Here is a 23,797-nt window from a genome sequence, read left to right on the forward strand (position 1 = left end):
TGACGGTACCTCATAGTGTGGTACTCCGCTATAAAGGGGTGTGGCCGAGCGCGCAGAACGATCCGGGGTTCCGACACCCGCCGAGTTGTCCGACGACTTCTTCGCCGCGGCGAAGGCCCTGCGTGCGCACGCCAACGCCACACTGCGCGAGCAGGGATTCACCCTGGCCCGGGGCAAGTTGCTGTCGATCCTGCAGCGCAACGGGGCGACCCGGGTCAGTGTCCTGGCCCGCAAGCTAGACATCACCACGCGCAGCGTCACCGAGGCGGTGGACGCACTCGAACGCGACGGTCTCGTGCGACGGGCACCGGATCCCGCGGACCGCCGGGCGGTGCTGGTATCGCTCACCGACCGCGGTTCGGCGGTCATCGACGCGGCGGTGCAGCCCCGGCGCGCCGCGATGAAGCGGACCTTCGGCGCCCTCAGTCCTTCGCAGCGCACCGAGTTGGCCGAACTTTTGGCCATCTTGACGGCGTCCACGCGCGACCCCGGGTGACCGGTCCATAACGGTGCCACTGGTACCGTAACGGCGCGATATCGCACGGACGAGGAGGCTCCATGCTCATTGGCGTCACCGGCGGAACCGGATACGTGGGTGCCCACTGCGTACGTGCGCTGCTGGCCGACGGCCACCGGGTGCGGCTGCTGGTCGGACCGGACGCCGAGGGCGCACCGGTGCTCGAGCACCTCGCCGAACTCGGGGATGTCGACGTGTTCTCCGGTGACATTCGTGACGCCATGACGATCGACCGTCTGCTCGACGGGTGCGATGCGGTGCTGCACGGTGCGGGTGTGGTGGGCACCGACAACCGGCGTGCGGCGCTGATGTGGGAGGTCAACGCGTACGCGACGGAGGCGCTGCTCACCCAGGCGGTCCGCGCGGGCTTCGACCCCGTCATATCGGTGAGCAGTTACAGCTCGCTGTTCCCGCCGCCCGACGGGATCATCGGCCCGGACACACCGCCGGCGAACGGGCGCAGCGCGTATGCGAAGACCAAGGGGTACGCCGACCGGGTCGCGCGGCGACTCCAGGCCGAGGGCGCACCCGTCGTCGTGACGTATCCGTCGAGCGTGGTCGGTCCGGCGTTCCACACGGCGCCCGGCGTCACCGAACGGGGGTGGGCGCCGATCGTGCGGTTCGGTGTCGCACCCAGGTTGCGCGGCGGGATGCAGATGATCGACGTGCGTGACGTCGCCGCCGTGCACGCGGCGGCGATGAAACCGGGCCGCGGGCCCAGACGCTACGTCTGCGGCGGCGAACTGATCACCTTCGATGAAATGATCGACGCCCTTAAGCGTGGATCCGGGCGACGGTTCCGCCGAATCCCGGTGAGTCAGGCGGTCTTTCGCGGGATGAGCCGGATCGGCGACACCCTCGCCGGCATCGTGCCGCTCGGTGACGGGCTCTCCTACGAGGCGGCGCTGCTCCTCACCGCGGCCACCCCGACCGACGATTCGGCCACCCTGGCCGACTTCGGCCTCACCTGGCGCTCGCCGACCGACGCCATCATCGCGTCGTTCGCCTGACGCTCACGCGCCCCGCTGGGCCAGATCGGCGCGCCCGGTCAGCGCCGCCGCCACGTGGGTGGTCAACGCGCGGATCGCGGGCACCGCGGCGACGAGGGCCTCGACATCGGCACCCGGTAGCGCCGTCAGCGCCGTGGACACCGACCGCGCGATGGCGTTCTCGATGGCCTCTCGCTCGGTGAGCGCGCGGGCCGTCGGTTCCAGTAACGACACCCGGCGGTCGCGGGGGTCGGCGTGTTTGTCGAGCAGTCCGCGTTCCATCAGCGAGCGAACCGCTGTGCTGACATTGCTCGACTGCATGTTGGTGACCGCGGCGACCTCGGACACGCTGCGCCCCGGTGCCTCCATCACCGCCCGCAGCACCGCGAGTTCGGACGCGGGCAGCGGTTCGAGGCCGACCTGGGCCGGCCCGAAGCGGGCGAGCCGCCAGGACAGATCGTGCAGCACGAGCGCCAGGTCGCGGTACTGGTCAGTGGGTTCGGTCACAACCGGCATATAGATATTGTGACACACATATTTTGAAATATGTATGCTTTCATAAGCAAGTGCCCGGTCAATCTGCCGTGTGCGCTGGAAGGAATTCGATGTCCCAGAAGATCGCGGCGGTCGCCTCGCCGCCGTCGGCCGTGCTGATCGCGGTTCTGGCGCTGCTCAACGCGGTGACGCCGTTCTCGATCGACATGTACCTGTCGGCGTTTCCCGAGATGGCGTCCGAATTCGGGGTGTCGCCGTCGACGATCCAGCTCTCGCTCACGACGTTCTTGATCGGGTTGGCGGTCGGTCAGCTGATCATCGGAACGCTGTCCGACCGTTACGGCCGGCGGCGGCCTCTCATCATCGGCACCGTGGCCTGCGTCGCGGTCAGCGTGGCGTGCGCAGTGGCCCCGTCGATTGCGCTGCTGATCGGCCTGCGGTTCGCGCAGGGGTTCTGCGGTGCGGCGGGTGTGGTGATCTCCCGGGCCGTGATCGCCGACCGCTCCCGCGGCTCTCGCGCCGCGCGGCTGTTCGCGGTGATGATGCTCATCGGCGTTCTCGCGCCGATCACCGCCCCGATCCTCGGCGGCGTCATCGTCACCGGATTCGGCTGGCGCGCCGTCTTCCTCGCGCTGGCGGTACTGAACCTGGCGACCCTGCTGGGCGTCGTGCTGACCGTGCGCGAATCCCTGTCCGAAGAGCATCGGCGGCCGGGCGGTCTCAAGGCGTTGGGGGTCAGTGCCCGGACGGTGCTGGGGAACCGCCACTACCTGGGCCACACGCTGGTGATGGCGTTTGCCGCAGCCGCGATGTTCGGCTACATCGCGGCGTCGCCGTTCGTCGTCCAGAACATTCTGGGGTTCTCACCCGCGGCGTACTCGGTGACGTTCGGATCGTGTGCGCTCGCCGTCGGCGCGGGCAGCCTGATCTCCGCGCGCCTGGTGCGGACCGTCGCGCCGCGCCGGGTGCTGATGGGCGGCGTCACGGCACTGCTGGTGGTCGCGACACTGATGTTGCTCAACGTCACCGCCGGCCACGTGATCGGTTGGGCCACCATCGCTTTGATGGCGTGCTTCATGGGCAGTATCGGATTCGTCTACGCCAACGCCACCGCGCTGGCCCTCGGCGAGGTACCGCGCGCGGCGGGAACCGGATCGGCCGTTCTGGGTTTCCTCCAGTACGGCATGGGTGCGGTCACCCCGCCGCTGGTCGGGTTGGCGGGTCAGTCCAGCGCGGTGCCGATGGGTCTGGTGATGTTCGGCGCCGCGACGCTGGCGGCCCTGTCGATGTTCGTGCTGACCCGCGGGCATGTGCCGTTCGGGGATGAGGACGACGCCGCCGGCGACGCGCCGGTCACTGTGTCAACAGGTGGCACCACGAGTCGGTGAGCGTCTCGAGCAGGACCTCCCGCTCCACCTGCCAGCCGCGCCGGAACCACTGGCGCGACACGAATTCGAACTGTCCGAACGCCAGCAGGCATCGGGGGCGGCGGGATTCGGCGTCGAACCGGCCCGCCGCATCCAGGCCGGCCCGCATGGCCTCGACCGTGCCGTCGAACCATTTGTCCAGTACCGCAGCCACTTCGGGCTCGCTGAACTCCGCGTCGTGGACGACCAGCATGTACGGCCGGATCGCCGGCCACTGGTCGAACTTGCGACTCAACCACTCGCGCAGCAGATCTCGGCTGCCCGACGCGACGACCTCCGTCAGCGGCGGGTCGTCGGCCGCGGTGAGGATCGCGTCGACGTCGTCGATCAACTGACGCATGAGCTGCGCCTTGGACGAGAAGTGCAGATAGAAGGTCGCGCGGGTGGTCCCCGCTGCCGCGGCGATGTCGTCGATCGTGGTGGCCTGGTACCCCTTCGACGCGAACGACTCCAGCCCGCATTCGAGCAGCAGTCCCCGCGTGCGCTGTTTCTGGGCCTCGCGAAGCGTCGCCACCGGCCCAGACTACCCAGCGTTCAGGTGGCCGTTGTGTGAGGAAGCCCACCGAAATCTACACACCGTAAAGTCACTAGACACGCTGTATAGTGAAGTGAACGCGCGTGCTCTGCATCCCCATCGGCACGTCTCCATCCCAGGTCCGTGATCACGGGCGAAAGAGGACATTCCATGGCGTATTTCGTAGGCATCGACATCGGCGGAACGTTCACCGACGCAGTCCTTCTCGACGACTCCGGTACGGCGCGTCTGCTCAAGACGCCGACCACCCTGCACGACCCGTCCGAGGGTGTGAACAATGCGCTGGCCCTGGCCGAGAAGGAACTCGACCTGCCGGCCGGTTCGATCCTGCGCCAGGTCGACTACTTCGGCCTCGGCACCACGGTCGCCACGAACGCGCTCATCGAGCGCAAGGGCGTCAAGACCGGCATCATCACCACCCGCGGCTTCCGCGACGCCATCCTGATGCAGCGGGCGACGGGCCACTGGGCCGGCCGCGAACTGCACGAGATCCGCCACGACTCGCAGCGCACCCAGGTCGAACCCGTGGTGCCGCGCCCGCTGATCCGCGAGGTCACCGAGCGCATCGACTACAAGGGTGCGGTCATCGTCGCGCTCGACGAGGACGAGGTCCGCACCGAGGTGCAGGCACTGATCGACGCGGGCGTACAGGCGATCGCCGTCTGCCTGCTGTGGTCGTTCCGCGAGCCCAGCCACGAACAGCGGGTCGCCGCGATCATCCGCGAGATGGCACCCCAGATCTACCTGACGATCTCCAGCGAACTGGCCCCCGTCCTCGGGGAGTACGAGCGCACCGCCACCACCGCGCTCAACGCCTACCTCGGCCCCGCCGTGCAGGGTTACATGACCAAGCTGAACGGATCCCTGCGCGACCGCGGACTGAAGGGTTCGCTGCGCATCCTGGACTCGGGCGGCGGCGTCATCACACCCGAACGGGCCGGGGACACAGCGGTTTCCATCCTCACCTCCGGCCCGGCCGGCGGTGTCCTCGCCAGCGCGCAGCTCGCTCGCCGGATCGGCACGCCGAATGTGCTCACCACCGACATGGGCGGCACCTCGTTCGACGTCGGGATGATCACCGACTACGAACCCGTCATCTCGCCGCAGCAGCAGGTCAACGGCTACCAGGTACTCAAACCCGCCGTGAAGGTCACCGCGATCGGTGCGGGCGGCGGTTCGATCGCCCGCGTGGTGAACGGCCGCCTGGTCGTCGGACCCACCAGCGCCGGCTCGGTACCCGGACCGGTCTGCTATCGGCGCGGCGGCACCGAGCCGACGGTCACCGACGCCGACGTGGTGCTCGGCATCATCGATCCCACCTACTTCCTCGGCGGGTCCATGGGGCTCGACAAGGAAGGTGCCGAACGCGCGATGCACGACAGGATCGCCAAACCGCTCGGACTGTCCGTGCAGGAGGCCGCCTACGGCATCAAGGCCATCGCCGACCACCGGATGGCCGACCTGCTCGACACACTGACCGTCGGCCAGGGCCACGATCCGCGCGATTTCGTCGTCTTCGCCTATGGCGGTGCGGGCGGTGCGCACTGCCATCAGTTCGGTGCCGAGCTCGGCGCGCAGTCGATCCTGGTGCCCGCCACCGCCACCGTGCATTCGGCATTCGGCGCGGCGATGAGCGATCTGCACGTCTCCGCCGAGATCTCCGACCCGATGCACTCGGCCACCTGGGACGGCGCCAAGGACGCCTTCGATCCTGAACGGCTGACCCGCCACTTCGAGGATCTCGAGGCCGAGGTCACCAAGGAGCTCCTCGGCAGCGGCGCGGTCACCGAGCGCATCGTCGTGCAGCGCTTCGCCGACGTGAGGTTCCGGATGCAGAGCAAGGGATTGAGCGTGCCCGTGGAGCCCGGAAATCTCGACACCGGCGCGATCGTGCGGATGATGGACGCGTTCCGGACGCAGTTCGTCGAGCTCTACGGCCGCGAGGCGCTGTTCCTCGGCGCCGGCGTCGAGATCGTCTCCCTGCGCGTACAGGCCAAGGGTGAGCTCGACAAGCCCCGCGTCACCCACGTCGTGAGCGCGGCCGGGCAGAGCGCCGGCACCCCGTCATCACGGCAGGTGTACCTCGGTCCCGAGCACGGGACGACGCTCGCCGACGTCGCCCGCGGCACCGAACTGCGCTCGGGCGACCGGGTGCAGGGGCCGGCCGTCATCGAACACCCGGGCACGACCATCTTCGTCGGACCCGGCCAGACCGCCGTCATCGACGAAGTGGAGAACACCGTCATCCACACCAGCCAGAAGGATTCCTGAGCGTGAACACTCTCACCGACACTCCCGTCGACGTGGATGTCATCACCTACGAGGTGGTCCGCAACCGCCTCACCGCCATCGTCGCCCAGCAGTCGGCGGTGCTCAAGAACGTCTCCGGCTCACCGCTGGTGACCGAGGCCAACGACTGCAACACCGGCGTCTACCTGGCCGGCGGTGAGGTCGTTGCGATGGGACCGCACAACCTCTTTCACTCCGGTTCGATGGAGACGGTGGTGAACCACATCATCGCCGACTGCACCGACACCGTCGGCATCGAGGAAGGAGACGTCTTCATCACCAACGACCCCTACAAGGGCGCGTTGCACATGCCGGACGTCACCATGATCGAGCCGGTGTTCCACGAAGGTGTCCGGATCGGATGGGTCGGGACGTGTGCGCATGTGCTCGACATCGGCGGGATGACCCCGTCGAGTTGGTCGCCGGCCGCGCGGGAGGTGTATCAGGAGGGCCTGATCCTGCCGCCCACGAAGATCATCTCCGGTGGCCGGACCCGCCACGACGTGTGGAACCTGATCCTCGCGGCATCCCGGCTGCCCGCCAACCTCGGGCTCGACCTCAAGGCGATGATCGCCGCGAACAACCATGCGCGACAGGGCATGCTGCGCCTAGTCGACCGCTACGGCGCCGACGTCGTCACCACGGTGATGACGACGATGCTCGACCGCTCCGAAGCCCAGGTGCGCGAGCGGTTGCTCGCTGTCCCGGACGGAACCACCCGGGCGCGTACGTATTTCGACCACGACGGGCACAAGTCCACGCTCGCGCGGGTCGAGGTGGAGCTCCGCAAGGACGGCGACCGGCTGGTGTTCGACTACGGCCGCACCGCCGAACAGCTCCCGGGGTTCTTCAACTGCACGATGTCCGGTCTGCGCGGCGGCGTGTTCTCGGCGATCCTGCCGGTGCTGGCCCACGACATCCCGTGGAACAGCGGCGTCATGCGGGCCATCGAGGTGACCGCACCCGAGGGGACCATCGTCAACGCCAGGCACCCGGCGCCGTGCGGTGCCTCGACCACGGGCGCCACCACGATCGTGCAGAGCACGGCGGGCAGCGCGTTGTCGACACTGGTCAGCGCGCACGACGAATTACGTGGTGAGGCAAGGGCAGTCACCACGGGCGGGCTGATGGTCTTCCACATCGCCGGCCGCAACCAGTACGGCGAACCGTACGGCGGCGCGATGACCGAGGTGCTGGCCGGGGGCGCCGGTGCCAACGTCAACCGCAACGGAGTCGACTACCGCGGACCCAACGAGATCCTCACCGGACAGTTCAACAACGTCGAGGGCGAGGAGGCCGTCTTCCCGCTGCTGTACCTGAACCGGTCGGCCAACACCGACGGTGGGGGAGCGGGCCGCCATCACGGCGGTGTGTCGGTGAGTTCGTCGTTCGTACTGCACGACACCGATGCGCTGCACGGGGTGATGGCGGGCCACAGCATGTCGATGCCCAACTCGCTCGGCCTTCACGGCGGGCTACCGGGATCGACGCATCAGGTGACGATCGTGCGCGGGGGTGAGCCCGTGGTCTACACCGGTTCTCCCGGGGAGATCCACCTTGCAGCAGGCGATGTCGTCGACTGGAGCTTCCACGGCGGGGGCGGCTGGGGTGACCCGCTCGACGCCGACCCGGACGAGGTGCTGGCAGACGTCACGGCCGGCCGGATCTCCACCGAGAGCGCGTCGCGGCTCTACGGCGTGGTCCTGACGGCAGGGGCGGTGGACCGTGAGGAGACCACCGCGCGCCGGAACCGGGAACGCGCCCGTCGTCGACTGTGGGCCCCGCACAGGGTGTTCGGTGCGCGGCAGCTCGACATGGTCGGTGACGCGCGCCGGATCGGTGACCGTCTCGTGCTGACGCACGACGGTGTGTCGGCGGTGTACGCGTGCGACTGCGGGAACGTGATCGCCCCTGCCGACGAGAACTGGAAGGACTACGCGGCGCATTCCCGGTTGAGCGAACACGATCTGGGACCGAAGGTCCGGTTGCATCCGGGTCTGCGCGCCGACGCGTATGCGTGCGCGGGATGCGGCACGCTGCTGGCGGTCGAGATCCGGGCACACGAGGACGAACCGCTGCGCGATCTGGAGTTGGCCGGGCAGAGCGGCTGAGCGCCGCCCCGCCTCACTTGTCGACGCGGCGCTGATGCGCCAACCGGTTGTCGCGGCTGCGGTCGGTGAACTCCCTGTCCCGCCGAAGCCGCGCGACCGCCCACCGGCCGTCGGCGGCCCTACTGGCCGCCCGTTCGGTGGCCGCGAGGAGACGGGCGATTGACCTACGGGGGCTCACGGGGTCACCGCACCCGGGACGGTGGCGCGAAGTATGGCGCCGGCGAACAATTTGCTGACAGACATTGGGACGCCTCGAATTTCGAACGGTGGAACTCCAGTACACGCCTGACGCGGAGCACTGTCAACGCGGTCCGCGCAGGCCGTGAACGCCGGGTTCGCCGAGGTGCGTACATCCCTGTCCAACGGGGATAGGCTGCAGAGATGAGAGCCATCAGCCGTCGGACGCCGGCCGACCGACCACCGTTCGGCATGTAGTGGCGATTCACGAGCAGTTCTCCGCCGCCATCGACGGCCAGTACGGCACCGATGCGGCTGACCGGTTGTGCGAGGCCTGCGTGATGCTGCTCGGCATCGACGCCGCAGCGATCTCTCTGGTGTTCGACGGTGCCAACACCGGAACGCTGGGTGCGAGCGGGACACTGGCGCGCAGCTGCGACGAACTGCAGTTCACCCTCGGTGAGGGCCCATGCCTGGACACCGTCACGCACCGCGCCCCGGTGTTCGTGGTCGACCTCGCCGACCCCGACGAGACGCGTTGGCCGGTGTACGGACCGGCGATGCTCGACATGCGCATCCGGGGTGTCTTCGCGATGCCGGTGCTGATCGCCGGCGAGTACGTGGGTGCCCTCGACCTCTTCCGCACCGAACCAGGTGGCTTGCGGGCCGGACAGCTCGCAGGCGCGATCGCCGCCGCCGAGCTCGCCGGAATTCCTCTGCTCGACCTACTGGACACCGACCTGCGCGCCGCGGTCGACGAGCCCGGATCCGACGCGTGGGCCGAGCTCAACGCCCTGAGCCGCACCGAGGTCAGCCAGGCGACCGGCATGCTCGTCGCCCAGCTCGGCGTCGACCCGCCCGAGGCGTTGTTGCGGCTGCGGGCGCACGCCTACTCAACGGGCCGAAGCGCTTCGGACGTGGCCCGCGACATCCTCGAACGCCGCCTGCGGCTCGAGGCCGACTGACTGGGAGGGGACACCATGACCGATCCGTCCCGCGAGACCCGCGTACTCGACGCCGTCGTGACGCTCGTCGACAGCCTGCTCGACGACTTCGACGTCGTCGACCTGCTGACCGAACTCACCGAACGCTGTGCCGATCTGCTCGATGTGGCCGCCGCCGGATTCCTGCTCGTCGACCCGATGGATCGGCTGCGACTGCTGGCCGCCACCACCGACCAGGCGGAGGCGCTGGAACTGTTCCAGCTGCAGTCCGACGAGGGTCCGTGCGTGGACTGCTATCGCACCGGTCTGCCGGTGTCGGTCGCCGATCTCACGGGGGCCGGGCAGCGATGGCCGCGGTTCGTCCCCGCCGCGCGCGAGGCGGGCTTCGCCTCGGTGCACGCCGTCCCGATGCGCGCGGCGGGCATCGTGCTGGGCGCCCTCGGCCTGTTCGGCAGCCGCCCCGGCGCGTTGAACGAGGCCGACCTCCTGGTCAGCCAGACCCTGGCGCATGTCGCCTGCGTGGCGATCCTGCAGGAGCACCCGCCGACGCCCGCGACGGTCCTGCCCCAGCTGCGCTCCGCGCTGACCAGCCGGATCGTCGTCGAACAGGCCAAGGGGTTCCTACGCGAGATCTTCGACGTTCCGGTCGAAGAAGCCTTCACGCTCCTGCGCACCTATGCCCGGAGCCGGGGTGAACACCTCACCGATGTCGCCCGCGCATTGATGGGTGACCGCCTGGTGCGTCCGGTGATGATCGCGGCGCTGACCGAGATGGTCGAGCGCTGAGATCACTGCCGCCGCGCCTGGGCGCGCCGGACCGCCTCTTCCACCAGGCGTTCGGCCACGATGTGCAGTTTGACGTTCTCGGACTGACTGATCCTGGTGAGCCGGGCGAACGCCTCCTCACCGCTGACTCCCGACCGGCTGCGGATGATCCCGATCGCCTGGTCGATGACCGCGCGGCTGGCGAGTGCCCGCTGTAACCGGTCAGTGCTCTCGTGGGCGTCGGCCAGCAGTCGCGCGTGGTAGACCGCCACCGCGGCGGGACCGGCGAATTCGCATGCGAGTTGCACGGCGTGCTCCCCGAAGGCGTCGCGGTGGGCGGCGTAGGCGTTGATCGCGCCGAGCGTGCGGTCGTCGACGATGAGCGGGACCGACAGGGCCGAGTGCACGCCCATCCTCGCCACCCGGCCGCCGAAGTGCGGCCACCGTTGATCGCTGCCCAGCGAACCGCTTATCGTCGGCCGCAGGGAATGCATACACGTCAGACACGGTCCCTCGTGCAGATCCCGGTACTGCACGAGGTCGATCTCGTTCACGAATGGTGCTGTCGCCGACCAAGTCTGGATGCTCGGTAGCCCCTCGCGGTCGATCAGCGCCACCCCGGCACCCTCGACCCCGGGAATGGCCCGCACCGCGAATTGGGCGACCTTGTTAAGCAGTTCGGTCACACTGCCTGCGCCGGCGACGATGCCTGCCACACCGCGCAGACCTTCGTGGTAATCGATCTCATCGGATTCGCGCTGTCGCTGCGACGGCCCTGCGCCGGCCCTGGGCTCTCGCCCCGCCTGGGCGTCGTAATCGGCCATCGGCCACCCCTCCCGCCTCGACGGTGCCGCCGATCGGTGACAGACCGAAAGTACCCGCAGTGGGTGAGAAGGAATTAGTCGATCAGCGACAGGGCGTGGGCCCGGCGCAGCTTGCCCGACGGTGTCTTCGGGATCATGCCGGGCTCGAGCACCACCACGTTGCGGGGCCGCACGTCGACCTCCGCCACCACCTCGTGGGCCACCTGACGCTGGATGCGCCGGACCTGCTTGACATCCTCGAAGTGCTTGCTCTCCACCGCCACGGCGAATGTCTCGCGCGGGTGGCCTCCGTCGAGGCGGATGGCCACCGCGCAACCCGGCCGCACACCGTCGACGCGGGCCGCGGCCCGCTCGATGTCCGTCGGATAGATGTTGCGGCCGGCCATGATGATCACGTCCTTGAGCCGGCCGCACACCACCACCTCGCCTGCCTCGGTGAGGTATCCGAGGTCACCGGTGTCGTACCAACCCAACTCGTCCTGCGCCGGGACGAAGCCGGCGGTCGTGGTGTAGCCGCGGCTCACCGGCCGGCCCCGCACCTCGATCACCCCCACCCCGCGGGCGGGCAGGACCGCACCGTCCTCGTCGAGCACCCGCACCTCGAGCCCCGGCAGCGGCCGGCCCAGCGATACGAGCCGCCGGGTGTGGCCCTTGTTCGCAGGCACGGCGCGGTGGAGCACGGACAGCAGGTCGGCGTCCACCTCGTCGACGACCATCCCGCGGCCGCATTCGGAGAACGACACCGCGACCGTCGTCTCGGCCATGCCGTACGCCGGGATGATCGCCTCCGGTTTCAACCCGAACGGCGCACCGGCTTCGCAGAGATCCTCGACGTCGAGCGGGTCGACCTGCTCGGCGCCCGACAGCGCCCACCGCAGCGACGACAGGTCGAACTCGCCGGGGGTGGCGAGCCGGCGCAGCCGCTTGGCGAACAGGGTGTAGGCGAAGTTGGGCGCCGCGGTCATGGTGCCGCGGTATTTGTGGATGAGCTTGGCCCACAGCAGCGTGTCGTGCAGGAAGTCCATCGGCGTGACCTTGACCAGTTCCGCGCCGAAATACATGGGCACGGTGAGGTAGCCCGTCATGCCCATGTCGTGGAAGCACGGCAGCCAACTCACGATCACGTCGGTCTCGATGTCGAACTCGCAGCCGACGATCATCGCCTCGGCGTTGGCCACCACGTTGGCGTGCGATATCTGCACGGCCTTCGGTGAACCCGTGGACCCGGACGTCAACTGCATGAGGGCGATGTCGTCGTCACCGGTCGGGACCATCTCTCCCGGTTCGTGGGCGAGGAGATCGGCCACCGTAAGCACCAGCATCCCGAGCCCGGACAGCAGCGGAGCCGCGGGCATGAACGGCTCGGACACGATCACGGCCTTCGCGTCGATCATGTCGATGACCGCGGTGGTCTCGTCGGCCCAGCGCTGCAGATCGGTGCGCGGGGTCGGCTGGTGCAGCATGGTCAGGCTCGCACCGCGCATCCAGATGCCCTGGGCTGTCGGCGCGATCTCGACGGGCGCCCCGGCCAGCACCGCGATCGCGTCGCCGTGCCCGACCCCTGCCGCGGCGAGCCCGCCGGCGATTCTCAAGGCACGCTCGTGGACCTCGAGCCAGGTGTGGCGGACGGGGTCGCCCGGTTCTCCGGTGACCATCCCTTTGGTGCTCGAGCCGGCATTGCTGTACATGGTCTCGGTAAAAGTGCTCACCGCACTCCTTAGGCCCCGACGCACGAGGTATCGAGCTGGGCGCATGCATCGCGCGGGATTCGGACCGGGCTTCGCAGGACGCCGAGCAGTGGATGTCGAATCGGGATGCGTGACGCAACCGACGGTTGCGACGGGCGCTGAATTCCGCGGGGCGACGTCGGAGCACTTCCGCTCGTGCGGCGGGGAGATCGTCTCGCCACCGTGACGCGTCCTCGGGCTGTCAGGTCAACCCGCAATGACGGTACCGCGCGGATACGGCACTTCGGCAATCTTGGCCCCGGGACGCGCCCGATTTCCGTGCCGTGCCTTTCCGTGGCTTTCCGTGCGATGACGGTGTCAGCCGCGCGGGTGGTGCATCCCGAACGGCACCGCCTTGAGCAGCGTGACCGGGACGGACGCCCCGCTGGGCACCTCATAGGTGCGCCGATCACCGGGCCGGGCGCCGATCAGTGCCTCACCGAGCGGGGAGCTCACCGAGTACACCTCGAGGTCGCCGTACTCCGCTCCGCGGACGCCGAGCAGGAACGTCTCCTCGTCGCCGGTCTGGTCGAATCGCACCGTCAGCACCATGCCGGGTTCGGCGACACCGTCGTCGGGCGGATCCTCGCCGACCACGGCGTTGAGCAGCAGGTCGTGGATCTGCTGGATGCGGGTCTGACGGGCACGCTGCACCGCGACGGTGTTCTCCTGGCCGTCGTCGGGCGCTTCGTTGGCGATCAGGGTCCGGAGTTCGGTCAGTTCGTCCTGTAGGCGCCGGTAGGCGACCGGGGTCATCCAGACACGCTGTGCTGTCGTCATGGGTCCTCCTCGAGAAAGCGGGAATCGTCGTCAGGGGCGGGCCGATGCGCCGCCCCTGACGACTCGATGCCGGTCTGTGGTCAGCGCAGCGGGTCGACGGCCCGCAGCGCCTCGGGTTGCTTACCGGTGGTGATCTGCTCGGCCAGCAGGCGGCCGGTGACGGGGCCGTGCGCCAGCCCCCACATCCCGTGGCCGCCCGCGACGTACACATTGCGGTCGACGTTTCCGATCAGCGGCCGGCCGTCGGGGGTGACGGGCCGAGGACCCACCCACTCGTCGGTGCGCTCACCCCAGCGCACACCGTCGAACAGCGGTGCGGTCGAACCGACGATCGCCTCGACGCGGGCCGGGATCGCCGGTTCGTCCGGGCCGCGGAATTCCATGGTGCCCGCGACGCGCAGCGCCCCCCGGTAGGGCGTGCACGCCACCCGCACCTCGGGCAGATAGATCGGACCCGGCACCGGACGGTCGACGGGCACGGTGAACGAGTAGCCGCGCCCGGCGCGCACCGGTGTGCGGACCCACCGGTCGGCGAGCGCAGAGATCCAGGCGCCGGTGGCGATCACCGCGGCGTCGGCGGTCAGCGGTGCGCCGGTCCGGGGGTAGACCCGGACCCCTCGCCGGTGGGGCAGCAGGTCGACGACGTCGACCTCGCTGATCGTCGCCCCGCGCGCCACGACCGCCCGGGCCAGCGCGTGGGTGAACCGCCCCGGATCGACGAACCGCTGATCCTCGACGCTGACGCCGACCGTCACCGCCCGCGACGCCAGTGGCACCTGATCCTCGAGCTCATCGAGGGTGAGGCGGCGGTAGGACACGTCCTGACCCGCCTGCTGCAAGGCGCGCAGTTCGTCGAGCAGGTGCGCGGCCTGCCGTTCGGAGGTGAACACCGCGGTGATCGGACAGTCGGTGGTCGGTACGTCGACCCCGTTGCCGGTCAGCACGTCGAACGCTTCGAGGCATTCGGCGTTGAACGGCAGGTTGGCGGCGACCGCGCGGTCCCACGACGAGCGTCGGCAGTTGGCCGCGAACCGGGTGAGGAACGACCACAGCCTGATGTCGGCGCGGGCGGGGACGTGCAGCGGTGCGGCCGGGTTCGCCAGCGACCGCAGCCCGTAGCCCAGCACCGACGGCTGGTTGAGGGGAATCGTCAGCGCCGGAGACACCCAGCCGGCGTTACCCCAGGACGCGCCCGCGGCCACCCCGCCGCGGTCGACCACCGTCACCTCGACGCCGCGCTCCTGCAGGAACCAGGCGGTGGACAGGCCGACGATGCCGGCGCCCACCACGATCACCGATCGGGGTCCGCCGTCGACTCCGTCACCGCCGAACATCACGCCACCTCCACTGGACTCCTGTCCCCACCGATGATGGCGGTGTTCGGCGTCCGGCGGTTGCCCGCTCGGGACAACACGGTCACGAGATTTTGTCGGCCTCCGACAACGTGAAACCGTCGTCGTCTGTAGCGGCGAGTTCGACCGTCATGGCCAGCCGCTTGCGCGCGTCGGTCAGGTCGAGGTCGGTGACCTCGGCCATCTTGCGCAGCCGGTAGCGCACGGTGTTCTCGTGCACGCCCAGGCGCTCGGCCGCCTCGTGCAGATCTCCCTGCGCGGCCAGCCAGGCGCGCAGCGTGTCCACGTAGCGGGTCCCGTGATGCTCGTCGTGGCGCCGCAGGTCGGCCACCGGTCCGCGTTGCGGGGTGCGGCCGACGCGCGCGGCGATCCGCAGCCGCCGCAGCACGATGTCGTCCCAGGACTCGTCGTAGGCGGGCGCCTCGCCGACGCCGCCCTGCAGTTCGTGCAGCGCCAGGCACTCGTCGGCCTCGTCACGAGCCGTCGGCAGTTCCAAAACCGTTGCCGTACTGCTGATTCCGGCGAGGATGGCGGCCCGTTCCGGCAGTGCGGCCCGCAGGCTGTCCACCCAGCGGCGCGCGGTCTCCGCCGGTTCGCTGGGCAACACGGTGTAGACGGTGGTGGCCGACAGCGTGGAGCGGCCGGGCCGCGACCACCCGAAACCCGTGGTCGCGCGTTCGAAGGCCAACAGCAGCGCCGCGTGGCGTTCCTCGCCGAGGCGGGCGCGCAGCGCGATGACCCGCAGTCCCGCAGGCGGCAACGCCAGCTTGCTCACCACCGTCGGGGCGTCGACGGTGCCCTCCAGCAGACCGATCACCAGATCGGATTCCACCTGGCGCTCGAGGTCGGCGCTGGCCCGCGACCGCAACAGGTGCAGTGCGACCATGCGGGCGCCGTCGGCCAACGCGCGCAGCTGGTCACCGCGCAACTCCTCCGCGCAGGCCACCCACACCGAGCCGAGCAGTTCGCGACCGGCGCGGGCCGCGATCACCATCCGGCCGGCGAGCCCGTCGGCGGGTGCGGGGGCCACGAACATCGGTTCATCCGAGTTGGCGAGGTGCCGGGCTACGCCGCGTTCGGTGAACAGCGCCCGCAGTCTGTCGGGGGCCTGCCTACCGAGGATGGTCGCGACGCGCGCGTCATCGGCGTGTTGCTGCATCCGCGAGTAGGCCAGCACCCGCCAGTGCCGGTCCTCGATGGTGACCGCACCGCCGATCGCGTCGGCCAGGCTGTCGGCCAGCGCGAACAGATCGGTCGGGCCGCGCCCGGACTCCGTCTCGCGCCCCTCGAGCACCAGGCCGAACACCAGCGCGGCCAACTCACTCCAGGACACGTCGGGATCGACCGTGAGAACCGCGGGCCCGCCGGCCGCTGCCGCGTCCACACCGACGTCGTCGCCGCGGACCAGCACCACCGCCGCCCGTGCGGCGCGCGCCCATTCGAGTGCGGTGGCCACCGAATCGGCTCCGACCGCCAGCAGGACGTCGCCGACGACGTGGCGATCCTCGTGGATCACCACGGTGCGCAACTCGGTCGAGCGCGGCGCCGAACCCGCCCGGAACTGGACGCCGTAACCGCCGAGCACATTGACGAGCCGGTCCAAAGTGACCACACATGCTCCCCACGCCGAGCGACGCGCTCAGCCTAATGCGGTGGTCCGCTCGGCTGCCACCAGCATGAACACCCGCCCGCACGGACCTCGCGGTTCAATTGCGGCGTGGCGGACGGAAAATCGCAGGGCCGGCCCCGGGACCGCTCGATCGACGAGCGGGTCCTCGCGGTCACCCGGGACCTGCTGGTCGAAAGCGGCTGGGACGACCTGAGCATGCGCCAGATCGCGGTGCGGTCGGGGGTGAGCCGATCGAGTATCAACCGCCGGTGGCCGTCCAAATCCGAACTGGTGTTCCACGCCATCCTCGGCGACCGCCCGGATCTGGCGCCGTTCGCCGGCACCGATCGGCGCGGCTGGATCGACTGGGTGGTGCGGGGGAGCCGGCAGCTCTTCGCCCGCCCCGAGGTCCGGGCGGCGGTGCCCGGCCTGCTGCTCGCGATGGCCGAGAACGAGGCCATGCGGCGACGGCTGTGGGCCGAGTTCAGCGGCCCCGCGGTCGAACTGTTCGGCTCGGGCGCCGGCGAGGAACGTGACGCCCGCGCCGTCCTGGTGATGGCGGCCGGTGCGGCGCTGTTCCTGTCCACCGTCGCCGTCGAGGACGACACCGATGCCATCCACCACCGCATCGCCTCGTTGCTCACCGAGGCGGTGACGGGATGACCTACCCGAACTCGAGCAACGTGTAGGCGCCGCGCATCTGCTTGGTCGGCTTGAACTCCCAGAACGCCGGGTACAGCTTCTCGAACAGCAGGCCGCGGCCCCGCGGCATCGGAAGGTCGTGCACCGCACGGACACCGGGGACGGTGATCGCGAGATCGGCCAGCTGATTCGGCGTCAGGCTGAACGGCATCGGTGGGACTCGGTACCGGCGGGAGGCCCGCATCCCGTTGGGCGCCAGCTTCTTCACCAGCACCGGCGGCAGGTCGAAGATCATCTGTCCACCAGGAAACCGCCTGGCGCACTCGGTGATCAGGCGCATCGACTCGTGGGGCTGCAGGTACATCAGCAGGCCCTCGGCGGTGATGAACACACCGTTGCTGGTGTCGACGTGGTCCATCCATGAGAAGTCCAGCGCCGACTGCGCGAGAGTGCTGATCCGGTCGGAGTGCGGCAGCAACCGTTCGCGCAGTGCGATGATCGGTTCGAAATCGACTGTCAGCCAACTGAAGTCGAGGTCCGGCCGTGCGCTGGTGAGCCGCCAGAAGCTGGTCTGCAGACCCTCGGCCAACGCCACCACCGTCGCGGACGGATGCGCGTCGAGGTGCCGGATCGCCGCCCGGTCGAAGGCCAGCGAGCGCAACGCCATCTCCTGGCCCTTGCGGCCGAACTTGTCGAAGTCGAAATCGATGGAGTCGACGAGGCGGATCGCCATCGGGTCGTCGATGATGGCCTTCGGGTGTCGCGCCTGGTGCGCCCGGCCGTTCAGCGTCAGGAGCGCGGTCTCCGAGACACCGCTCAGCATTCCGGCGCTTGTCTTGTCACTGTCTGCTTTGTCACGGTCTGCTTGGTCCACCGGACCCAACGTACCGACAGCGGGATGTGTATACGGTTCAGGTATGAGTCGAGTCTCGGTGATCACAGGTGGTGCGGGCGGGATGGGTCTGGCGACGGCGCGGATCGTCGGCGGCGACCATACGGTGGTGCTCTGCGACGTCCGCAAGGAGCGCCTCGACGCCGCCGTCGCGACGCTGCACGACCTCGGGATCACGCCCACGGCGGTCCACTGCGATGTGACCGAGCGCGATGCCGTCGAGGCGTTGTTCGACACCGCGGCGAGCCTGGGGCCGATCGTCTCGGTCATCCACACCGCCGGGGTCAGCCCCAGCATGGGCGACGCGGAATACGTCATGCGCACCAATGCGATCGGCACGGTCAACGTCAACGAGGTCTTCTCCAGCAGGGCAGGCGAAGGCGCAGCGATCGTCAACCTGGCCTCGATGGCGGCACACCTGCTGCCCGAGGAGATCGTCCCGACCGGACAGTTCCCCCGCGCCCTCGACGACCAGGACGCGTTCATGGCCGACATGCTGGCGGCCTGCGCAGTGGTCCCCGAGGAGGCGCAGTCCGGTTACGCCTACGCGCTGAGCAAGAACTTCGTCAAGTGGTACAGCAGCGCGCAGGCCGAGCGGTTCAACGCCCGCGGGCTGCGCATCGTCTCGGTGTCACCGGGTTCGATCGACACCGAGATGGGCCGGTTGGAGGAACAGGCCGGCGCCGGGGCGATGGTCGCCGACGCCGCGGTGCCGCGATGGGGCAAACCGGAGGAGATGGCCGAACTGCTGGCCTTCTGCGCCGGTGACCGGGCCGGCTACCTCACCGGCACCGACATCCTCAACGACGGCGGAGTTGTCGCCTCGATGCGGGAACGCGCCCGGGTCGCCGCCGACAATGCCTGAGCCGTTGACGCCGCCGTTCACGCGTGACACCGCGATCGCCAAAGTGCGTGCCGGCGAAGACCTCTGGAACACCCGCGACCCCGCGCGGGTGGCGCTGGGTTACACAACGGACAGCCGCTGGCGCAACCGTTCCACCTTCCTGCGTGGTCGCGAGGAGATCGTCGAGTTCCTCACCGACAAGTGGGCCAGGGAACTGGAATACCGGCTCATCAAGGAACTCTGGGCCTTCGGCGACGACCGTATCGCCGTGCGGTTCGCCTATGAGTTCCACGACGACGCGGGGCGGTGGTTCCGTGCCTACGGCAACGAGAACTGGGAGTTCACCTCCGACGGGTTGATGAAGACGCGGCACGCCAGCATCAACGACGTCCCGATCGGCGAGGCCGATCGCCTGTTCGGATGGGACCGCAGCGGCCCACGGCCGCAGGATCACCCCGGGCTCAGCGATCTGGGGTTGTGAACCACCGGCAGGTCGAAACACGAACGAGGGGCACCCGTTTCGGGTGCCCCTCGTCGGTGGTGCGGATATCAGCGGACGGTGACGTAGACGACGCGGTCGTCGTTGTCGTAGCGCACCGAGACGATGCTCGACTGGTCGAGCGGCTTGACCATGCCCTGGTGGTTGACCCGGACGGCGTAGCCGCGGTCGTCGAGCTTCTCGATGGTGTTCTGGGCGTTGCCCGGTCCGGCCGGGGCGGCCTGGGCGGGGGTGGCCAGTGCGAGGAAACCGGTGGCCAGTCCGCCGGCGATGATGGTGGCGAATCCGAGCTTGTTCATCTTCGTTCTTCTTTCTGTCCCTCTGGAATTCTTTGTGGTCTGATCTACTGAACCCGCAGGTCAGCCGTTTAATTCCAGTGGCAGTAATTGGTTGTCGAATGGCACTTTCGCGTGCCTGAAGCGGCGGTGGTCACGCACCGCCGGTGCGGCGGGCCTTGGCGCGGCGCTTGCCTTCGTGCATCGCGGCCACCCGGGCGACGGGGATGGTGCGGCCGTGTTCGATGAGCTCGTCGGGCAACCGCTGCGGGGCAGGCATCGACTCGGCCCACGGATCGCGGCCGTCGAGCGCTTCGACGGCGGTGTGCACGGTGAAGTCCCCCGGCGTGACCGCGGACAGCTCCGACCAGTCGAGGGGAAACGACACCGGAGTGCCCGGCCGCAACCGCGGGCTGTAGGCCGCCGCGACGGTGGCACCGCCGGCCCGCGTCGAATCGACGAAGACCTTGCTGTGGCGGTCCTCGACGATGAACGCCGTGGTGGCGATCGACGGGTCGAGGGCTTCCGCACGCGCCGCCAGCGCCCGCGTCGCGGCGGCGACGTCCTCGACCGGTGCGCTGTCGTCGACCGGTACGAAGACGTGCAGACCCTTGGCCCCGCTCGTCTTGACCGCACCCGCGAGTCCGCTGTCGGCGAGCGCCTGCCGGACCAACTGCGCGACGTCGACGACCGCCGCGAAATCGGTCTCCGTCGGCGGATCCAGATCGAGCACCAGGTGGGTGGGCCGGTAGATGTTCTCGGCCAGACCGAGCGTCGGGTGGTACTCGACCGCACGCTGATTCGCCAGCCACAGCAGGGTGCGGCGGTCGTCGCACAGCGGATACCGCACCTCCCGGTGTGAGCTCTCCGCCCAGATCGCGACGGTCTTCACCCACTCCGGGGTGTACTTCGGCGCGTTCTTCTGCATGAACGGCGCCTGCCCGCGCAGCACCCGCAGGACCGTGAGGGGACGCCCGGCCAGGCCGGGCACGATCCGGTCGGCCACCGCATCGAGGTAGTCGACGAGGTCGCGTTTGGTCGCCCCGGCATCCGGGCTCAGCGGTTGGTCGAGATTGGTCAGGGCCACCCCGGCGCGGCTCTCCCCGGCGCTCACCTCAGCGACTCTACGGCCGGCGCCTGCGCCAGCTCCGGTAACCGCGGTGCGCGGCGAAGGCGCCCACCACCGCGGTCACCACCCAGATGCCGATCGCCGTGTAGGCCAGCGGCGACGACAGGTCGCCGATCGACGCACCCAATGCCGTGTAGACGAACGCCCGCGGCACCGAACCGATGAACGCCCCGACCGCCATCTGCCACAGCGGAACCCCGAACGCGCCGAACGCATACGAGGCCAGCGCGTCCGAGATGCCGGGGATGAACCGCTGTCCCACCACCGCCCACAGGCCGCGCCGTTCGATCTGCGTGTCGAGTAGCTCCGCCCGCTCGGGTCCCAGCAGCGCGCGGGCGCTGTCCCGTCCGGCCCGCCGCCCCACGAGGCTGGCAACGACCGCCGTGCCGACCGTCGCGCCCAGCGTCACGAACGTGCCGAGCACCGGACCGAACAGCAGACCGCTGCCGCCCGCCAGCAGCGGACCGGGTACGAACAGCGCACCGAGTGTCGCCGACACCACGACGTAGGTGAGCGGGGCGACGGGCCCGGTCGCGGCGACCGCGTCGCGGACCGCGTCCACCTCGATCACCCGCTCCACCGCCACCAGATAGAACAGGCCGAACACCAGCGCGGCGAAGACGGCCAGCCGCGCGATGTGGCGCCGCCGGGAGGTCACCGGAGCAATCCTGCCGCAGGGCTGCGCAACGCAGTACCCTCGGGGCCATGTCCAGCCGGCCCGGCATGTCGGAATCGGCACCCCCGCTGCAGAACCTGCTCGCCCGCGCCGGCGGAATCCGGGGACTGGTCTCCACCGCGTTGCCGGTCGCCGCCTTCGCCCCGACGTCGGCGCTCTTCGGGCTGGTACCGGCGATCGTCGCGGCGCTCACCGCGGCCGCCGTCGTCCTGGTGTGGCAGCTGGCGCGCGGGGAGTCCACCCGGCCCGCGGTCCTCGGCTTCGCCGCGGTGGGGCTGTGCGCGGCCGTCGCGTGGATCACCGGCAGGAGCAAGGATTTCTACCTGCCCGGCATCTGGATGTACCTCGGCCTGGCGGTGGTGTTCACGCTGTCGGTGGTGATCCGGCGGCCCGCGGTCGGCGTGGTGTGGGCCTGGTTCACCGGCCGGGACGGTTCATGGCGACGGGTGCGTCGGGTGCGGCGCATCTTCGACGGCGCCACACTGATGATGGCCGCGGTGTCCTGGACGCGCTTCCTCGTGCAGTACCACCTCTACGACAGCGACCGGGAGGCGTTGCTGGCGGTCGCGCGGATCGCGATGGGCTGGCAGGTGTTCGTGGTGACGACCACGGTGATCTACCTGTCGATCCGCGCTGCCAACCGGGCGCTGACGGTCTCGGAGACCTAACGAATCGGTTGTGGCTCGGTGTCGGCGCTCGCCTCCGCCGGCCCGGCGTGGTCGAGTGGAGGGCGATGTCCATTCTCCGGCCCACACCCCGCTCTCTGGTCCGTTGGTCCGTCGCCGCGGCGGCCGGTACGGCGCTGCTGAGTTTCGGCGCGCATCCGGCTGCGGCCGCCCCCACTTCCGACGCGCAGGGGTTCATCGACTCCACCGCGCGCTGCGCATCGCCCAGCACCGCGGTGGCCTACGGCAGAACCGAGAGCTCACGCATCGCGGTGTGCAAGTCGCCCGACGGGAAGTACCAGTACCGCGGGGTGCGGGTGCGTGACGGCGCCAAGTTGATCACCGCCGCCACGGCGACGGGCGACGGTGAGTACGTCGCCTCGAACAACGTGGCTACCTACACCGTGACGTCGGAGGCCCTGACGATCTCCATCGGCGACGACGTCGTCCGCGAGGAGACAATGGTCGAATTCCACGGCCCGGCCGCCGCGACCGCGCCGGCCTCCCCGGGGCCCGGTCCCGCGCCCGCCACACCCACACCGACCACGCCGCTTCCCCCGCCTCTGCCCGCCGAGGCCGGCCACCGCGGAACCTAGGCGCTGAGCCGCCGGTACCGCTGCAGGCGGCGCAGCCCCGCCGTCGGCACCGGCTTGTCGCACCGACGCAACGCCGCCTCGACGCGCGCACGGACCGCGTCGACGTCGAATCCGGTGCCGATCGCCACCAGGACGTTCGCCGAGCCCGGCGTCCCGGCCGCGACGTGGACCGACGGCCCGACGACGTTGACGACGTAGCGGCGGGCCCGGTCCCGATAGCGGACGGCGACCGTGCCCTTGAGCCGGTACACCCCCGCGGGCGGATCCTCGAGCAGGTCGAACAGCGCGCCGGGATCGACGCACCCCTCGCTGGTCGCCGTCACCGACACCGCGTGCACGTGATGGTGGGTGTCGTCGGCGATCAGCAGTTCGCGGAAGGACAGCTGCCCGGTGGCGAGTTCGGTGTCGGCGACGTCGTAGAGCAGAGCCGGGTCGACCCGGCCGCCGACGGCGCCGACGATGTGCGCCTCCGGATGCCGTTCCCGGACCCGGGATTCGATGCGCTCGAGGGCGGCGGCACGGTCGTCGTCGGGGATCTGGTCGAGTTTGTTGACCACCACCAGCGACGCCGCGGCGTAGCGGGCGGGCGGTGCGCCGCCGCGGTCGACGGTGTCGAAGTGCATGGCGGCGTCGATGACGTCGACCACCCCGCCGGGGCGTACCCGGTCCACGCCGCTGAAGCGGATGATCCGCGAGACCGCGACAGGGTCGGCCAGACCGCTCGCCTCGACGATGATCGCGTCCAGCCCCAGCTTCGGGTCGGCCAGTTTCTCCAGCGCGGCGTCGAGTCCGCCTTCGTCCGGTAGGCAGCAGATGCAGCCGCCGGCGATCGAGGCCGGTTCGTCCACCTGACCGGTCACCAGCGCGGCGTCGACGTTGAGTTCACCGAAGTCGTTGATCACCACGCCCACCCGGGCATCGGGTGCCCGCAACACATGGTTGAGCAGGCTGGTCTTGCCGGCACCCAGATAGCCGGTCAACGCGATGACCGGGATTGCCGACACCTGGCCTCCTTTCCGCCGTCGCGAAGTCTAAGCG

General features: G+C 69.6%; 25 protein-coding genes. 12 read left to right on the forward strand and 13 right to left on the reverse strand.

Going from position 1 to position 23,797, the window contains the following annotated elements; genetic code table 11:
• The first annotated feature begins 40 nt into the window (after positions 1–40).
• Both G6N49_RS24310 and G6N49_RS24315 read left to right on the forward strand, forming a co-directional pair.
• Positions 41–496, forward strand: a complete 456-nt coding sequence (locus tag G6N49_RS24310; RefSeq protein WP_011562620.1) for a MarR family winged helix-turn-helix transcriptional regulator — start codon at positions 41–43, stop codon at positions 494–496.
• Positions 497–558: 62 nt separating this feature from the next.
• Positions 559–1,527 carry an NAD-dependent epimerase/dehydratase family protein gene (locus G6N49_RS24315; protein WP_011857519.1) on the forward strand — a complete coding sequence of 323 codons (969 nt, stop codon included), beginning with the start codon at positions 559–561 and terminating at the stop codon, positions 1,525–1,527.
• 3 nt (positions 1,528–1,530) lie between these two features.
• Here the strand turns inward: G6N49_RS24315 and G6N49_RS24320 are convergent, their stop codons facing one another.
• On the reverse strand, positions 1,531–2,022 hold the full coding sequence (locus G6N49_RS24320; RefSeq protein WP_011562618.1) for a MarR family winged helix-turn-helix transcriptional regulator: 492 nt from the start codon (positions 2,020–2,022) through the stop codon (positions 1,531–1,533).
• A gap of 89 nt (positions 2,023–2,111) precedes the next feature.
• On the opposite strand from G6N49_RS24320, the gene G6N49_RS24325 reads away from it, so the two are divergent.
• Complete coding sequence (locus G6N49_RS24325; RefSeq protein ID WP_011857518.1) at positions 2,112–3,389, forward strand: multidrug effflux MFS transporter; 1,278 nt, start codon at positions 2,112–2,114, stop codon at positions 3,387–3,389.
• On the opposite strand, the gene G6N49_RS24330 is transcribed toward G6N49_RS24325, so the two are convergent.
• Positions 3,355–3,942, reverse strand: coding sequence for a TetR/AcrR family transcriptional regulator (locus tag G6N49_RS24330; RefSeq protein WP_011562616.1), 588 nt, complete (start codon positions 3,940–3,942; stop codon positions 3,355–3,357). The genes G6N49_RS24325 and G6N49_RS24330 overlap by 35 nt on opposite strands.
• 171 nt (positions 3,943–4,113) lie before the next feature.
• On the opposite strand from G6N49_RS24330, the gene G6N49_RS24335 reads away from it, so the two are divergent.
• Positions 4,114–6,234: a hydantoinase/oxoprolinase family protein gene (locus tag G6N49_RS24335; RefSeq protein WP_011857517.1), complete on the forward strand. Its 2,121-nt coding sequence runs from the start codon at positions 4,114–4,116 to the stop codon at positions 6,232–6,234.
• A gap of 2 nt (positions 6,235–6,236) precedes the next feature.
• Entirely contained in the window at positions 6,237–8,363 is a 2,127-nt protein-coding gene (locus tag G6N49_RS24340) for a hydantoinase B/oxoprolinase family protein (RefSeq protein ID WP_011857516.1), read from the forward strand.
• A 13-nt stretch (positions 8,364–8,376) separates the two neighbouring features.
• Here G6N49_RS24340 and G6N49_RS24345 read toward each other — a convergent pair whose 3' ends face one another.
• A complete protein-coding gene (locus G6N49_RS24345) occupies positions 8,377–8,541 on the reverse strand; it encodes a hypothetical protein (protein WP_163647433.1) in 165 nt (54 codons plus the stop codon).
• A gap of 256 nt (positions 8,542–8,797) precedes the next feature.
• On the opposite strand from G6N49_RS24345, the gene G6N49_RS24350 reads away from it, so the two are divergent.
• Together G6N49_RS24350 and G6N49_RS24355 are read left to right on the forward strand one after the other, a co-directional pair.
• Complete coding sequence (locus G6N49_RS24350) at positions 8,798–9,505, forward strand: GAF and ANTAR domain-containing protein (protein WP_011857515.1); 708 nt, start codon at positions 8,798–8,800, stop codon at positions 9,503–9,505.
• 15 nt (positions 9,506–9,520) lie between these two features.
• The gene (locus G6N49_RS24355; RefSeq protein WP_011562612.1) at positions 9,521–10,270 is read left to right on the forward strand and encodes a GAF and ANTAR domain-containing protein; all 750 of its coding nucleotides are present in this window, start codon (positions 9,521–9,523) and stop codon (positions 10,268–10,270) included.
• Positions 10,271–10,272: 2 nt separating this feature from the next.
• Here G6N49_RS24355 and G6N49_RS24360 read toward each other — a convergent pair whose 3' ends face one another.
• From G6N49_RS24360 to G6N49_RS24380, 5 genes are all read right to left on the reverse strand, one after another.
• Complete coding sequence (locus G6N49_RS24360; protein ID WP_011857513.1) at positions 10,273–11,073, reverse strand: GAF and ANTAR domain-containing protein; 801 nt, start codon at positions 11,071–11,073, stop codon at positions 10,273–10,275.
• Between the two features lie 74 nt (positions 11,074–11,147).
• Complete coding sequence (locus G6N49_RS24365; protein WP_011857512.1) at positions 11,148–12,782, reverse strand: fatty acyl-AMP ligase; 1,635 nt, start codon at positions 12,780–12,782, stop codon at positions 11,148–11,150.
• Positions 12,783–13,118: 336 nt separating this feature from the next.
• On the reverse strand, positions 13,119–13,580 hold the full coding sequence (locus G6N49_RS24370) for a GreA/GreB family elongation factor (protein ID WP_011562609.1): 462 nt from the start codon (positions 13,578–13,580) through the stop codon (positions 13,119–13,121).
• A gap of 80 nt (positions 13,581–13,660) precedes the next feature.
• Positions 13,661–14,914: an NAD(P)/FAD-dependent oxidoreductase gene (locus tag G6N49_RS24375; protein WP_011857511.1), complete on the reverse strand. Its 1,254-nt coding sequence runs from the start codon at positions 14,912–14,914 to the stop codon at positions 13,661–13,663.
• Between the two features lie 82 nt (positions 14,915–14,996).
• The gene (locus G6N49_RS24380) at positions 14,997–16,544 is read right to left on the reverse strand and encodes a PucR family transcriptional regulator (protein ID WP_011857510.1); all 1,548 of its coding nucleotides are present in this window, start codon (positions 16,542–16,544) and stop codon (positions 14,997–14,999) included.
• Between the two features lie 105 nt (positions 16,545–16,649).
• Here G6N49_RS24380 and G6N49_RS24385 point away from each other — a divergent pair, with 105 nt between their 5' ends.
• On the forward strand, positions 16,650–17,204 hold the full coding sequence (locus G6N49_RS24385) for a TetR/AcrR family transcriptional regulator (RefSeq protein ID WP_011857509.1): 555 nt from the start codon (positions 16,650–16,652) through the stop codon (positions 17,202–17,204).
• Between the two features lies 1 nt (position 17,205).
• Here the strand turns inward: G6N49_RS24385 and G6N49_RS24390 are convergent, their stop codons facing one another.
• Positions 17,206–18,006: a class I SAM-dependent methyltransferase gene (locus tag G6N49_RS24390; RefSeq protein WP_011857508.1), complete on the reverse strand. Its 801-nt coding sequence runs from the start codon at positions 18,004–18,006 to the stop codon at positions 17,206–17,208.
• Between the two features lie 94 nt (positions 18,007–18,100).
• On the opposite strand from G6N49_RS24390, the gene G6N49_RS24395 reads away from it, so the two are divergent.
• Both G6N49_RS24395 and G6N49_RS24400 read left to right on the forward strand, forming a co-directional pair.
• The gene (locus G6N49_RS24395) at positions 18,101–18,940 is read left to right on the forward strand and encodes an SDR family oxidoreductase (RefSeq protein ID WP_011857507.1); all 840 of its coding nucleotides are present in this window, start codon (positions 18,101–18,103) and stop codon (positions 18,938–18,940) included.
• Positions 18,933–19,400: a nuclear transport factor 2 family protein gene (locus G6N49_RS24400; RefSeq protein ID WP_011857506.1), complete on the forward strand. Its 468-nt coding sequence runs from the start codon at positions 18,933–18,935 to the stop codon at positions 19,398–19,400. The genes G6N49_RS24395 and G6N49_RS24400 overlap by 8 nt, the downstream gene beginning before the upstream one ends.
• 68 nt (positions 19,401–19,468) lie before the next feature.
• Here the strand turns inward: G6N49_RS24400 and G6N49_RS24405 are convergent, their stop codons facing one another.
• The 3 genes from G6N49_RS24405 to G6N49_RS24415 all read right to left on the reverse strand — a co-directional run bounded on the left by G6N49_RS24405 (position 19,469) and on the right by G6N49_RS24415 (position 21,480).
• On the reverse strand, positions 19,469–19,717 hold the full coding sequence (locus tag G6N49_RS24405) for a hypothetical protein (protein WP_011562602.1): 249 nt from the start codon (positions 19,715–19,717) through the stop codon (positions 19,469–19,471).
• Positions 19,718–19,847: 130 nt separating this feature from the next.
• Positions 19,848–20,807: a DNA polymerase domain-containing protein gene (locus tag G6N49_RS24410; RefSeq protein ID WP_011857505.1), complete on the reverse strand. Its 960-nt coding sequence runs from the start codon at positions 20,805–20,807 to the stop codon at positions 19,848–19,850.
• A 10-nt stretch (positions 20,808–20,817) separates the two neighbouring features.
• On the reverse strand, positions 20,818–21,480 hold the full coding sequence (locus tag G6N49_RS24415; protein WP_011562600.1) for a TVP38/TMEM64 family protein: 663 nt from the start codon (positions 21,478–21,480) through the stop codon (positions 20,818–20,820).
• A 65-nt stretch (positions 21,481–21,545) separates the two neighbouring features.
• Between G6N49_RS24415 and G6N49_RS24420 the strand changes: the two genes are divergently transcribed.
• Both G6N49_RS24420 and G6N49_RS24425 read left to right on the forward strand, forming a co-directional pair.
• Complete coding sequence (locus G6N49_RS24420; RefSeq protein ID WP_083044957.1) at positions 21,546–22,166, forward strand: DUF3159 domain-containing protein; 621 nt, start codon at positions 21,546–21,548, stop codon at positions 22,164–22,166.
• Between the two features lie 8 nt (positions 22,167–22,174).
• A complete protein-coding gene (locus G6N49_RS24425; protein WP_011857504.1) occupies positions 22,175–22,759 on the forward strand; it encodes a hypothetical protein in 585 nt (194 codons plus the stop codon).
• Here G6N49_RS24425 and G6N49_RS24430 read toward each other — a convergent pair.
• The gene (locus tag G6N49_RS24430) at positions 22,756–23,763 is read right to left on the reverse strand and encodes a CobW family GTP-binding protein (RefSeq protein ID WP_011857503.1); all 1,008 of its coding nucleotides are present in this window, start codon (positions 23,761–23,763) and stop codon (positions 22,756–22,758) included. The genes G6N49_RS24425 and G6N49_RS24430 overlap by 4 nt on opposite strands.
• Between the last annotated feature and the right edge of the window lie 34 nt (positions 23,764–23,797).

Origin of the sequence: Mycolicibacterium monacense, assembly GCF_010731575.1 — a bacterium.
GTDB classification, from domain to species: Bacteria; Actinomycetota; Actinomycetes; order Mycobacteriales; family Mycobacteriaceae; genus Mycobacterium; species Mycobacterium monacense.